Origin of the sequence: Xanthomonas sp. WHRI 1810A (assembly GCF_040202885.1) — a bacterium.
Taxonomy (GTDB): Bacteria; Pseudomonadota; Gammaproteobacteria; order Pseudomonadales; family Pseudomonadaceae; genus Aquipseudomonas.
Map to the genome: position 1 here is coordinate 81,290 of NZ_JBEGED010000001.1, position 12,398 is coordinate 93,687.

The 12,398-nt window shown below is 61.1% G+C and carries 10 protein-coding genes; 4 read left to right on the plus strand and 6 right to left on the minus strand.

All coding sequences use genetic code 11. The annotated features are described in order from the left end of the window. Positions 1-312 precede the first annotated feature (312 nt). Positions 313-3,792, plus strand: coding sequence for a hybrid sensor histidine kinase/response regulator (locus ABQX22_RS00310; protein WP_349795354.1), 3,480 nt, complete (start codon positions 313-315; stop codon positions 3,790-3,792). A gap of 286 nt (positions 3,793-4,078) precedes the next feature. Here the strand turns inward: ABQX22_RS00310 and ABQX22_RS00315 are convergent, their stop codons facing one another. The 3 genes from ABQX22_RS00315 to cysK form a co-directional block, all read right to left on the minus strand. Then, entirely contained in the window at positions 4,079-4,933 is an 855-nt protein-coding gene (locus ABQX22_RS00315; protein WP_349795356.1) for a DMT family transporter, read from the minus strand. Between the two features lie 369 nt (positions 4,934-5,302). Beyond that, positions 5,303-6,241 carry an aspartyl/asparaginyl beta-hydroxylase domain-containing protein gene (locus tag ABQX22_RS00320; protein ID WP_349795358.1) on the minus strand — a complete coding sequence of 313 codons (939 nt, stop codon included), beginning with the start codon at positions 6,239-6,241 and terminating at the stop codon, positions 5,303-5,305. 180 nt (positions 6,242-6,421) lie between these two features. Continuing rightward, positions 6,422-7,396: a cysteine synthase A gene (gene cysK / locus ABQX22_RS00325; RefSeq protein WP_349795360.1), complete on the minus strand. Its 975-nt coding sequence runs from the start codon at positions 7,394-7,396 to the stop codon at positions 6,422-6,424. 137 nt (positions 7,397-7,533) lie between these two features. Between cysK and ABQX22_RS00330 the strand changes: the two genes are divergently transcribed. Next, positions 7,534-8,604, plus strand: coding sequence for a DUF748 domain-containing protein (locus ABQX22_RS00330; protein WP_349795362.1), 1,071 nt, complete (start codon positions 7,534-7,536; stop codon positions 8,602-8,604). A gap of 164 nt (positions 8,605-8,768) precedes the next feature. On the opposite strand, the gene ABQX22_RS00335 is transcribed toward ABQX22_RS00330, so the two are convergent. Both ABQX22_RS00335 and ABQX22_RS00340 read right to left on the minus strand, forming a co-directional pair. Beyond that, entirely contained in the window at positions 8,769-9,275 is a 507-nt protein-coding gene (locus ABQX22_RS00335) for a DUF2442 domain-containing protein (protein ID WP_349795364.1), read from the minus strand. Then, the gene (locus ABQX22_RS00340; RefSeq protein WP_349795366.1) at positions 9,272-9,502 is read right to left on the minus strand and encodes a DUF4160 domain-containing protein; all 231 of its coding nucleotides are present in this window, start codon (positions 9,500-9,502) and stop codon (positions 9,272-9,274) included. Before ABQX22_RS00340 ends, ABQX22_RS00335 begins: the two co-directional genes overlap by 4 nt. Positions 9,503-9,703: 201 nt before the next feature. Between ABQX22_RS00340 and ABQX22_RS00345 the strand changes: the two genes are divergently transcribed. Together ABQX22_RS00345 and ABQX22_RS00350 are read left to right on the plus strand one after the other, a co-directional pair. Further along, positions 9,704-10,549, plus strand: coding sequence for an AAA family ATPase (locus tag ABQX22_RS00345; RefSeq protein WP_349795368.1), 846 nt, complete (start codon positions 9,704-9,706; stop codon positions 10,547-10,549). Between the two features lie 30 nt (positions 10,550-10,579). Next, positions 10,580-11,758, plus strand: coding sequence for a vWA domain-containing protein (locus ABQX22_RS00350; RefSeq protein WP_349795370.1), 1,179 nt, complete (start codon positions 10,580-10,582; stop codon positions 11,756-11,758). 103 nt (positions 11,759-11,861) lie between these two features. Here the strand turns inward: ABQX22_RS00350 and ABQX22_RS00355 are convergent, their stop codons facing one another. Next, the gene (locus tag ABQX22_RS00355) at positions 11,862-12,386 is read right to left on the minus strand and encodes a DUF2937 family protein (protein ID WP_349795372.1); all 525 of its coding nucleotides are present in this window, start codon (positions 12,384-12,386) and stop codon (positions 11,862-11,864) included. Positions 12,387-12,398: the final 12 nt, after the last annotated feature.

Consider the following 12,398-nt stretch of genomic DNA (forward strand, 5'->3'; position numbering starts at 1 on the left):
CCGGGTACTGGCGGGGTGCGAAGATCACCTTCGAATGCGAGCACATTGAAGACGTTGTGTGGCAGGTTGTCGAGAGATGGCAAAAAACAGCCTGTTGGAGCGAGGCTTGCCCGCGAAGGGGCCGGGTGCATAGCTCAACGTCCGGACTGGCACAAAAGCTTCGCGGGCAAGCCTCGCTCCAACAAGCCTCATTTACCTGTGCACCCCCGCCGCTGCGACCTTGGTCGAAACAGACGAAGCCGATCCGGCGTGCGAGACTGTCTGGCCGGCGCGAGACACGATCCGGTTCGGCCTGATTGATTTGGAGTTCCCATGTCGCTGTCCAGCGGGCTCATCGCTGCCGTCGCTCTGGCCTATATGGCCATCATGTTCGCCATCGCCTTCTACGGCGACCGTCGCAGCGCCGCGTTGCCGCCAAGGCTGCGGGCCTGGGTCTACAGCCTGTCGCTGGCGGTCTATTGCACCAGCTGGACCTTCTTCGGCGCCGTCGGCCAGGCGGCCGAACAGCTGTGGTCCTTCCTGCCGATTTACCTCGGGCCGGTGCTGATGATGGTGCTGGCGCCGTGGGTGCTGCAGAAGATGGTGCTGATCAGCAAGCAGGAAAACATCACCTCCATCGCCGACTTCATCGCCGCCCGCTACGGCAAATCGCAATCCCTGGCGGTGGTGGTCGCCCTCATCTGTCTGGTGGGCGTGCTGCCCTACATCGCGTTGCAGCTCAAAGGCATCGTGCTGGGCGTGAACATTCTGATCGGCGCCGGTGCCGACGCCGCCGGCACCCGGGCGCAGGACACGGCCCTGATCGTCTCGCTGGTGCTGGCGCTGTTCACCATCGTCTTCGGCACCCGCCACCTGGACGCCACCGAGCACCACCGGGGCATGGTGCTGGCGATTGCCTTCGAAGCCATCGTCAAACTGTTCGCCTTCATGGCCGTCGGCGCGTTCGTGACCTACGGCCTGTACGACGGCTTCGACGACCTGTTCAGCCAGGCAAGACTCGCGCCGCGCCTGGAGGAATACTGGAAGGAAACCGTCAACTGGCCCTCGATGGTGGTGCAGACCGGCGTCGCGATGATGGCGATCATCTGCCTGCCCCGGCAGTTTCACGTGACGGTGGTGGAGAACATCGATCCCCAGGACCTGCGTCTGGCGCGCTGGGTGTTCCCGGCCTACTTGATTCTCGCTGCGTTGTTCGTGGTACCGATTGCGCTGGCCGGGCAGATGATGCTGCCCAGCTCGGTGCTGCCCGACTCGTTCGTGATCAGCGTGCCGTTGGCGCATTCACACCCGGCGCTGGCGATGCTGGCGTTCATCGGCGGTGCTTCGGCGGCCACCGGCATGGTGATTGTGGCGAGCGTCGCGCTGTCGACCATGGTCTCCAACGACATGCTGCTGCCGTGGCTGTTGCGGCGCAAAACCGCCGAGCGTCCGTTCGAGGTGTTCCGCCACTGGATGCTGTCGGTGCGCAGGGTCAGCATCGTGGTCATTCTGCTGTTGGCCTACGTCAGCTACCGGTTGCTGGGTTCCACTGCCAGCCTGGCCACCATCGGCCAGATCGCCTTCGCCGCCATCACCCAGCTGACCCCGGCGCTGATCGGCGCGCTGTACTGGAAACAGGCCAACCGGCGCGGTGTCTTCGCCGGGTTGGCCGCCGGGATATTTCTGTGGTTCTACACGCTGGTGCTGCCGATTGCCGCCCACAGCATGGGCTGGGCGTTGAGCAGTTTTCCGCTGCTGGCATGGCTGCACGGCAATCCGCTGAACCTGCCGATCAGCTCCCTGACTCAGGGCGTGGTGCTGTCCACGGCGGGCAACTTCATTCTGTTCGCCTGGGTCTCGGTGCTGTCGCGCACGCGGGTGTCAGAGCACTGGCAAGCGGGCCGCTTTATCGGTCAGGAATTGCAAGCGCGGCCCAGCAACCGCTCGTTGTTGGCGGTGCAGATCGATGATTTGCTCAAGCTGTCGGCGCGCTTTGTCGGTGAAGAACGTGCGCAGCAGAGCTTCAACCGCTTTGCCTATCGCCAGGGCAAGGGCTTCAACCCGAACCAGAACGCCAACGGTGAATGGATCGCTCACACCGAGCGCTTGCTGGCGGGCGTGCTGGGCACCTCCTCGACCCGCGCCGTGGTCAAGGCGGCCATCGAAGGCCGCGACATGCAGCTCGAAGACGTGGTGCGCATCGCCGACGAAGCCTCCGAAGTGTTGCAGTTCAACCGTGCCCTGCTGCAAGGGGCCATCGAGAACATCACCCAGGGCATCAGCGTGGTGGACCAGTCGCTGCGACTGGTGGCGTGGAATCATCGTTATCTGGAACTGTTCAACTACCCCGAAGGCCTGATCAGCGTCGGCCGGCCGATTGCCGATATCATCCGCTACAACGCCGAACGCGGGCTGCTGGGCGAAGGCGAAGCGGAGGTCCACGTGGCCCGGCGCCTGCACTGGATGCGCCAGGGCCGGGCGCACACCTCCGAACGCCTGTTCCCCAACGGCCAGGTGATCGAGTTGATCGGCAATCCGATGCCGGGCGGTGGATTTGTCATGAGTTTCTCGGACATCACCGCGTTCCGCGAAGCCGAGCATGCGCTCAAGGGCGTCAATGAACGGCTGGAACAGCGCGTGGCCGAACGCACCCACGAGCTGTCGCAGCTGAACGTGGCGCTGACCGAAGCCAAGGGCAATGCCGAAGCGGCCAACCAGTCGAAAACCCGTTTTCTGGCGGCCGTCAGCCACGACTTGATGCAGCCGTTGAATGCCGCACGGCTGTTCTCGGCGGCGCTGTCCCACGCCGGGGCTAACATCCCCAACGAAGCGCAACAGCTGATTCAACACCTGGACAGCTCGCTGCGTTCGGCCGAAGACCTGATCAGCGATCTGCTGGATATTTCGCGGCTGGAGAACGGAATGTTCACGCCCAACTGTCAGCCGTTTGCCCTGGATTCGCTGTTCGATACGCTGGGCGCCGAGTTCACGGCGCTGGCTCAGGAACAGGGCCTGCGGTTTCGCGTGCGCAGCAGCCGCTTGCGCATCGACAGTGACGTGAAGCTGTTGCGCCGGGTGCTGCAGAATTTCCTGACCAATGCCTTTCGTTACGCCAAAGGGCCGGTGTTGCTGGGCGTACGGCGCAGGAACGGGCAACTGAGCCTGGAAGTCTGGGACCGTGGCCCGGGGATTCCGGAAGACAAACGCCAGGTGATTTTCGAGGAATTCAAACGCCTGGACAGCCACCAGACCCGTGCCGAAAAAGGCCTGGGCCTGGGGCTGGCGATTGCCGACGGCCTGTGCCGGGTGCTGGGGCATACGTTGGCGGTGCGTTCGTGGCCCGGTCGCGGCAGCGTGTTCAGCGTGACCGTGCCGTTGGCGCGCCAACCCTTGCCCCTGCCGACAATCGCGCCAGCCAAAGACCCGACGCGCTCGGCGCTCAGTGGCACGCAGGTGCTGTGTGTCGATAACGAAGACAGCATCCTGATCGGCATGAACAGCCTGTTGAGCCGCTGGGGCTGTCAGGTCTGGACCGCGCGCAATCGTCAGGAATGCCAGGCACTGCTGGATCAAGGCATTCGCCCGCAACTGGCGCTGGTGGACTATCACCTGGACGACGGCGAAACCGGCACCCAGTTGATGGCCTGGCTGCGCACCCGTCTGGGCGAACCGGTGCCGGGGGTGTTGATCAGCGCCGACGTGCGTCCCGAACTGGTGGCGCAGGTGCACGCAGCGGGCCTGGATTACCTCGCCAAACCGGTCAAACCCGCCGCGTTGCGGGCGTTGTTGAGTCGGCATGTGGTGTTTGTTTGAGTGGCGCCGATGTCGCCGGGATGTGGAATGATGGTTCCCACGCTCTGCGTGGGAACTTGCACCTTGACGCTCTGCGTCAGCGCCAAGGCGACGCGGAGCGTCGGGAGAGGCATTCCCACGCAGAGCGTGGGAACAATCATGTGGATGTGGATGTGGATGTGGATGTGGATGTGGATGTGGGAGGGAGCTTGCTCGCGATTCGGTCGTTAACCTGACGAAGCATTATCGTCTGTACCGACTTTTCGCGAGCAAGCTCCCTCCCACAGATACCGCATAAGGCAATGAATCACTTCACCTTACGAAACACAAACACCAGCCCGATCACGATCAACGCCATGCCGAAGACGCTCAACAGCGGCAGGCGATTGCCGAAGATCAGGTAATCCATGATCGCGGTCACCGCGGGCACCAGATAAAACAGGCTGGTGACGTTCACCAGATTGCCCTGCGCAATCAACCGGTACAGCAGGAACGTCGCCAGCACCGACACCACCAGCCCCATCCACAGCACCGGCACGAAGAAGCCGACACTCCGCTCGAAATGAAACGGCTGGAACGGCACGAACACCGCACACACCACGGCGCCCGCCAGGTACTGAACCGGCAGCGTGCCAAGGGGATTGTCGGTGATACGTTTCTGCATGATCGAGCCGCCGGTCATGCTCAACATGCCCAGTAGACCGAACAGCATGCCGGCCAACGAGCCCCCGCCGCCGATGCCTTCGTAAACCACCAGCACCAGTCCCGCCAGCCCCAGCGCCAGGCCGAACATGCGCGAGCCTGAACGGCTGCGCTCCACCAGCACGGCGGTGAGGATCGGCTGCACGCCCATGATCGTCGCCATCACGCCAGGGGTGACCTTCAGGGCCAGCGCCAGCAGATAGAAGATCTGATACGCGCCCAACAACACCGCGCCGGTGGCCATCGCGTAGAGCAGCGACGGTCGGGTGCCGGGCAGTTTGTAACCGAGCATCGGGATGAGAATGGCCAACGCCACCAGCGCCAGCAGAAAACGGATCAGCAGAAAGGCAAACGGCGAGGCGTGGGCCAGCCCCCACTTGGAGAAAATCGCCCCGCTGCTCCAGAGCAACACGAACAGCGTGGTCGTGGCCATCGAGGCCAGCGTTTTGTTAGCGAACATGGTGTCACCTGTGATTCAGACAAAATCGGACCCGGACAGAAGCCGGATTCACTGATGTTTGCGGTGTTTGCTGGGTCAATCGACGGCAGGAACGCCGTGGATCAGCCGAGCAACACAACCCCGGGCGGCGCAACAGCGCAGACGACCGGGCTGGTCACAGAAGGCGGAGGGTAGCGGGTGATGAAGACGATCTGCTGGCAGCCACACGGATCAACCGCAGCAAAGGCTGCAGCATCGAACGTGAACGGCAAGCGGGAAGCAGGCATGGCGCTGGTCTTCATCGGAATGGGGAGTGGTGTTGCTGGATGTTCGGTCACAACACCGGGGCCGACTATAACCAGCGCCCGGTGTTGTGTGCAATAGCCTGCTTCAACCAAACAGCCAGTAGCCCAGCAGCGTCAGGACGATCACCGCCAGCACGGGGCGCAGGATGCGATAGGCCTTGGGATTGGCGCGCTTGAACTGTTTGACCTGGCCGCTGAAGCTGTTGCTGAAACGCTTGCTGAACGCGTAGGCCTGGTTGATACCGCCCACGCGCTCGTCGTCGGTGTTCTGCGGCGCCGTGGCGCGACCCAGGAAGTCGCTGACCTTGCGGTTCACGGCGCGCATGAAGCCGTTGCTCAGTGGACGTTCGACGTCGCAGAACAGGATCACGCGGGTCACGTCGGTTTCGTTCTTGACCCAATGCACGTAGGTCTCGTCGAACATCACGTCTTCGCCGTCGCGCCAGGCGTAGACATTGCCGTCGACGAAGATCCGGCAGTCGTCGGAATTGGGCGTCGACAGCCCCAGGTGATAGCGCAACGACCCGGCAAACGGATCGCGGTGGGGATTGAGGTGGCTGCCACCTGGCAACAACGCGAACATCGCGCCCTTGACGTTGGGGATGCGGCTGAGCAGCTCAACCGTCTTGGGGCACAGGGTTTCAGCGGACGGCAGCGGTTTGTCGTACCACTTCAGGTAAAAACGCTTCCAGCCTTTCTTGAAGAACGAACCGAAACCGGCGTCGTTGTCCTTGGCGGCGGCGCGAATATAGCCCTCGTCGAACAGGTGCATGGCCTCGTCGCGAATGGTTTCCCAGTTGTCCTTGAGAATGTCCAGTTCAGGAAACTTGCTGCGGTCCAGATAGGGTTTGGATGGCACGCTGGAGAAGAGGTACATCAGCGCGTTGTAGGGTGCGAACAACGCGGAGTGATTCACGAATTGACGCAATACCGGCAACCGCGCCTTGCCACGCAGGTGCACGTACAACGTGCTGCCGATGAACAGCAGCAGGATGGCCGCTTTGGCAGCGAAAGAAAGGGTCATGAAACTCTCCTTGAAACAGGCAAAAAGCTAACAGTGACGCAGCGCGGGGATCGACGTTATTAGTTTGAATGACTGCAGAGCGTCGCCGAATGATCTGGGGCAATCATTCGGCGGGTCTGAATGGCGAGCATCATAAGCCCAGTTCGCCCCGGTAAAAAGCCGGAAAGCGTACGGATGCGCTTACTGCGTCAACTCCTGATCGGTGAACATGTCGCTGAACAGCATGCTCGACAGGTAGCGCTCGCCGGAATCGGGCAGGATCACGACGATGGTCTTGCCCAGCATCTCCGGTTTCTCGGCCATGCGCACGGCGGCTGCCATGGCGGCGCCACAGGAAATCCCGCACAGAATCCCCTCCTCCTGCATCAGCCGCAGGGCCATGGCCTTGGCTTCTTCGTCGCTGACCAGCTCGACCCGGTCGACAATCGTCAGGTCGAGGTTGGCAGGAATGAAGCCTGCGCCGATGCCCTGGATCTTGTGGGGCGCCGGGGTGATTTCCTGGCCCGCCATTTCCTGGGTAATGATCGGCGAACCCATGGGTTCTACGGCCACCGAGAGGATCGGCTTGCCCATGCTGTGCTTGATGTAGCGCGAAACACCGGTGATGGTGCCGCCGGTGCCGACGCCCGCCACCAGCACGTCAATCGCGCCGTCGGTGTCGTTCCAGATTTCCGGGCCGGTGGTTTTCTCGTGGATCGCAGGGTTGGCCGGGTTCTCGAACTGCGCGGGCATGAAGAAGGTGTCAGGGTTTTGCGCGAGCAGCTCTTCAGCCTTGGCGATGGAACCCTTCATGCCTTGGGCCGCTTCGGTCAGCACGATCTCGGCGCCCAGGGCCTTGAGCACCTTGCGCCGCTCGATGCTCATGGACGCCGGCATGGTCAGCATCAGCTTGTAGCCACGCGCCGCCGCCACGAATGCCAGGCCGATGCCGGTGTTGCCCGACGTCGGTTCAACAATGGTCATGCCGGGCTTGAGTTTGCCGCTGCTTTCGGCGTCCCAGATCATGTTGGCGCCGATCCGGCATTTGACCGAGTAACCCGGGTTGCGCCCTTCGATTTTCGCCAGGATCGTCACGCCACGTGGCGCGATACGGTTGATCTGCACCAGTGGCGTGTTGCCGATGGAATGGGCGTTGTCAGCATGGATACGGCTCATGACGGGGTCCTTTGTGAAGGGTCTGGAATGGATCAAAGCCTATGCCGTGAGCCTTTAGGCGTCCAGTCATAGCGAACCGATGCGGGTCACGGCAGTCAACAACCATAACTTACCCCACAGCCAAGGAGACTCTAGCCATGAAACGTCGCTACAGCTGGCCACTATGGACAGTGCTCGGCGTCATCGTGTTGTTGATCGCTGTGCACATCGCGTTGCCTTATGTCGTTCGCAACTACTTGAATGAGAAGCTCGCGGACATGGGCGACTACCGCGGCCAGGTCACCGATGTCGACCTCGCACTGTGGCGCGGTGCCTACAGAATCAACGGCTTGAACATCGTCAAGGTCGACGGCAAGGTGCCGGTGCCCTTCGTCAAGGTGCCGGTGATCGATCTGGCGGTGAGCTGGCATGCCTTGTGGTACGACCATGCGGTGGTGGCCGAGGCTGCATTTATCAGCCCGGAGCTGAACTTCGTCGATGGCGGCGCCAACAAGCAGGCGTCTCAGACGGGTCAGGGCACTGACTGGCAGGCGCAGATCAATAAACTGCTGCCGATCACGCTGAACGAAATCCGGGTGGTGGACGGGAAAATTACATTCAACAACTTCACGTCTACGCCGAAGGTGAAAATCGAAGCCGACAAGGTCAACGCCAGTCTTTTCAACCTCACCAACGTGGAAGACAAACAGGGCAAACGCGACGCGCGCTTCGAGGGTAAAGCGCTGTTGCAAGGCCATGCGCCGGTGGAAAGCAGCGCGACGTTCGACCCGTTCAGCAACTTCGAGGATTTCGACTTCAAGTTCCGGGCGACCAATATCCAGCTCAAGCAGATGAATGATTTCGCCTCGGCCTACGGCAAGTTCGATTTCAACGCGGGCAACGGCGACATCGTGATCGAAGCCCAGGCCAACAAGGGCCAACTGAGCGGTTACATCAAACCGCTGCTCAAGGATGTGGACGTCTTTAACTGGCAGCAGGATGTGGAAAACCAGAATAAGGGGTTTTTCCGCTCGATCTGGGAAGCCGTGGTCGGTGGCAGCGAAACGGTGCTGAAGAACCAGGGAGAAAACCAGTTCGCCACCCGCGTGGAATTGAGCGGCAGTGTGCATAAACAGGACATCAGCGCGTTTCAGGCGTTTTTGCAGATCCTGCGCAATGCGTTCGTGCAGGCGTTCAATACGCGGTATGACGGGGGTAAGGGGAAGTAGCGAGCCTAGTGTGTGGTTGCCTTCGTGGGAGCGGACCTGTCCGCGAAGACTGATGCACAGCCGATGCGCATGTGTCGGTCAGGCGAGCCTCTTCGCGGACAGGTTCGCTCCCACGGGGTTTGCGCCTGACTGACATAGCGCAGATCTCGCGGGCAAGCGCGCTCCTACATGTCTTTTTTATTCTTTCTGGCGCCATAGACGGCTGGCGCCTCCGCCACCATCACCCCGCTCTGATCCTGGCTGTGCAACGCATCCCAGCCCAGGCACGCGAGGGCCAGGGTTCGGGGCGTGGCTTCCCGGGCATTGCTGTACCGCGTGATGCTGCGGGTGCTGACGCCCAGTGCTTGGGCGGCCAACGCCAGCGGCAAGCCAGTACGGGCGCGCCAGCCGATGAAGATTTTGGTGTTTTCGTCCGTTGCCGCTTGAGCCTGCGCATCCAGATACAGGGTATCCGCCCCGATCTGGATATCCAGCGCCGGCCATTCAACGGTCCATCCGTCGTCGCCAATGGCGGCCTGCGTAAACGCCTGCTGATCACCCAGCGGGTGCAGGCCGGGAAAGGTGTTGATGTCGTCGTTCAGGTCCAGAACAAACTGTTGATCGTTGATAAATGTCAGCGCCAGTTTGCCGCCTGGCAACGCCTGAACCGTTTTGAGTCGGGGTCGTTTCATGGATGCCATCGCTTCCATTCCTCCATCAGTTCTTCTCTGTTAGCCCGTATCCACGCCAGCGCTTCCTTGAGCACGGCGGCCGGTGCATGGCCGCGCACGGGTTCTACCAACTGCAGACAGATCAACACATCCAGACCGCCGCCCGTGAGATGCACATGGGGCGGCAGGTGGTCTTTCTCTCGCAGTTGAATCCTGTATTTATCCCTGAATCGATGCTTGGTAGGCATGCGGCGCAACGTATCGCCAATTTAGCGATATGGCAACGGGCGTTACAATTTTCCGTGAGTCAAAACGTGACGGCGCGTTCAGAGACTGAATCAGGCGTCTGCGTTCACAGCGGCCCGGGGCGCGCGTTATAGTCGGCGCATTCTTTCGCCAGATTGGCGCCGCGCCGGCTGAAGCCTGCGGGTACGTTCGAGGATTTTCCGATGAAGTTTGAAGGCACACCGGCCTACGTCGCCACCCACGACCTGAAGCTGGCGGTCAACGCCGCCATCACGCTTGAGCGCCCGCTGCTGGTCAAGGGCGAGCCGGGCACGGGCAAAACCATGCTGGCCGAGCAACTGGCTGAATCCTTCGGCGCCAGGCTGATCACCTGGCACATCAAATCCACCACCAAGGCCCATCAGGGGCTGTACGAATACGATGCCGTCAGCCGGCTCCGTGATTCGCAACTGGGCGTCGACAAAGTCCACGACGTGCGCAACTACCTGAAGAAGGGCAAGCTCTGGGAAGCGTTCGAAGCCGAGGAGCGGGTGATTCTGCTGATCGATGAAATCGACAAGGCCGACATCGAATTCCCCAATGACCTGCTGCAAGAACTCGACAAGATGGAGTTCTACGTTTACGAGATCGACGAGACGATCAAGGCGAAGATCCGGCCGATCATCATCATTACCTCCAACAACGAAAAAGAGCTGCCGGACGCGTTTCTGCGTCGCTGCTTCTTTCATTACATCGCCTTCCCGGACCGCGCCACGCTGCAGAAGATCGTCGACGTGCACTACCCCGACATCAAGAAGGACCTGGTCAGCGAAGCGCTGGACGTGTTCTTCGATGTGCGCAAGGTGCCAGGGCTGAAAAAGAAGCCCTCCACCTCGGAACTGGTGGACTGGCTCAAGCTGCTGATGGCCGACAACATCGGCGAAGCGGTGCTGCGCGAGCGCGACCCCACCAAAGCCATTCCGCCGCTGGCAGGTGCCCTGGTCAAGAATGAGCAGGATGTGCAGCTGCTCGAGCGGCTGGCGTTCATGAGCCGCCGCGGCAATCGCTAAGCGCTGTCCGATAAAGCCGGGACCATTATCATGTTGCTCAACCTGTTCAACGAAATGCGCGCGGCCAAGGTGCCGGTCTCGGTCCGCGAGCTGCTGGACCTGATCAACGCGCTGAAACAACGCGTCACCTTCGCCGACATGGACGAGTTCTATTTCCTTGCCCGGACCCTTCTGGTCAAGGATGAGCGCCATTACGACAAGTTCGATCGCGCGTTTGGTGCGTACTTCAACGGCCTCGAAAACCTCGACGACCACCTGCAGGCGCTGATCCCGGAAGACTGGTTGCGCAAGGAGTTCGAGCGTTCCCTGACCGAGGAAGAGCGCGCGCAAATCCAGTCCCTGGGCGGGCTGGACAAGCTGATCGAAGCCTTCAAACAGCGCCTGGAAGAACAGAAGGAACGTCACGCCGGTGGCAATAAATGGATCGGCACCGGCGGCACCAGCCCGTTTGGTTCAGGCGGCTACAACCCGGAAGGCATCCGGGTCGGCGACGCCGGGCAACGCCAGGGCAAGGCGGTGAAGGTCTGGGAGCAGCGCGAATACAAGAACCTCGACGATCAGGTCGAGCTGGGCACCCGCAACATCAAGATCGCTCTACGCCGCCTACGCAAGTTCGCGCGCCAGGGTGCAGCGGACGAGCTGGACATCGACGGCACCATCGACCACACCGCCCGTGATGCCGGGCTGCTGAACATTCAGATGCGACCCGAGCGGCGCAACACCATCAAGCTGCTGTTGCTGTTCGACATCGGCGGCTCGATGGACGCCCACGTTAAGATCTGTGAAGAGCTGTTCTCGGCCTGCAAGACCGAGTTCAAGCACATGGAGTACTTCTACTTCCATAACTTCATTTATGAATCGGTGTGGAAGAACAACCAGCGCCGCACCTCGGAACGCACCTCCACCCAGGATCTGCTGCACAAGTACGGTGCCGATTACAAAGTGATCTTCATCGGTGACGCCGCCATGGCGCCTTACGAAATCACCCAGCCGGGCGGCAGCGTCGAGCACTGGAACGAAGAAGCCGGCTACGCCTGGATGCAGCGCTTCAAGGCCAAGTTCAAGAAGATCATCTGGATCAATCCCTACCCGAAAGACGCCTGGGCCTACACCACCTCCACCCATATCGTGCAGGACCTGATCGACAATCAGATGTACCCGTTGACGCTGAACGGGCTGGAGGAAGGGATGCGGTATTTGGCGAAGTAATGCTGAGAAATGCAGGAGCGCGCTTGCCCGCGAATTGCGGCCTGTCAGTCACCATCGCCGGATCAGACAGACCGTCTTCGCGGGCAAGCGCGCTCCCGCATTGTCAGCGCCAATCCGGGTTAACCGCGCGCTTGTGGCGCCGACCCACCGCCAGCCAGTCGATGAACACCACAATGCTTTCGATCACCAGCGACAGCAGCAATGCACCCAACAGCCCCCAACCGATGACTTCCGGCGTCAACAGGACCTGCCAGCTGTAGCCGTTCCAGGTTTCCATGCGGATTTCCGGGTTGGCTGCGGTGAACACGTGCCAGGCCTTTTCGTACCAGGGGCCTTGAAGCGACTGCCATTCGCGGTCGAGAAGTTGCGCGCGGGTCATCAGGTTGCTGACGCTGTCGGCATCGCTGCGAAACACGGGGTCTTCGCTGCTGCGGTAATGCTGGATCAGCGCCTGCACGTCGCCATTGAAAAACCGCTGCGCGGTATCGTTGTAGCCCTTCATGCCTTGCTGGGCTTCGATCAGGTGTGCTTCGACGCGCTTGCTGTAATCGCTGATAAAACCCGGCACTTGCACACCAAACAGCAATCCCGCTGTAAACAATACCAATCGCAGATAGCTTCGCAGCATAGGTCCCTCTCA

Bases quoted from the DNA above. Each gene is read 5' to 3' on its own strand.
- ABQX22_RS00310 (WP_349795354.1), top strand. From the start codon at position 313: ATGTCGCTGTCCAGCGGGCTCATCGCTGCCGTCGCTCTGGCCTATATG.
- ABQX22_RS00315 (WP_349795356.1), bottom strand. From the start codon at position 4,933: ATGTTCGCTAACAAAACGCTGGCCTCGATGGCCACGACCACGCTGTTC.
- ABQX22_RS00320 (WP_349795358.1), bottom strand. From the start codon at position 6,241: ATGACCCTTTCTTTCGCTGCCAAAGCGGCCATCCTGCTGCTGTTCATC.
- cysK (WP_349795360.1), bottom strand. From the start codon at position 7,396: ATGAGCCGTATCCATGCTGACAACGCCCATTCCATCGGCAACACGCCA.
- ABQX22_RS00330 (WP_349795362.1), top strand. From the start codon at position 7,534: ATGAAACGTCGCTACAGCTGGCCACTATGGACAGTGCTCGGCGTCATC.
- ABQX22_RS00335 (WP_349795364.1), bottom strand. From the start codon at position 9,275: ATGAAACGACCCCGACTCAAAACGGTTCAGGCGTTGCCAGGCGGCAAA.
- ABQX22_RS00340 (WP_349795366.1), bottom strand. From the start codon at position 9,502: ATGCCTACCAAGCATCGATTCAGGGATAAATACAGGATTCAACTGCGA.
- ABQX22_RS00345 (WP_349795368.1), top strand. From the start codon at position 9,704: ATGAAGTTTGAAGGCACACCGGCCTACGTCGCCACCCACGACCTGAAG.
- ABQX22_RS00350 (WP_349795370.1), top strand. From the start codon at position 10,580: ATGTTGCTCAACCTGTTCAACGAAATGCGCGCGGCCAAGGTGCCGGTC.
- ABQX22_RS00355 (WP_349795372.1), bottom strand. From the start codon at position 12,386: ATGCTGCGAAGCTATCTGCGATTGGTATTGTTTACAGCGGGATTGCTG.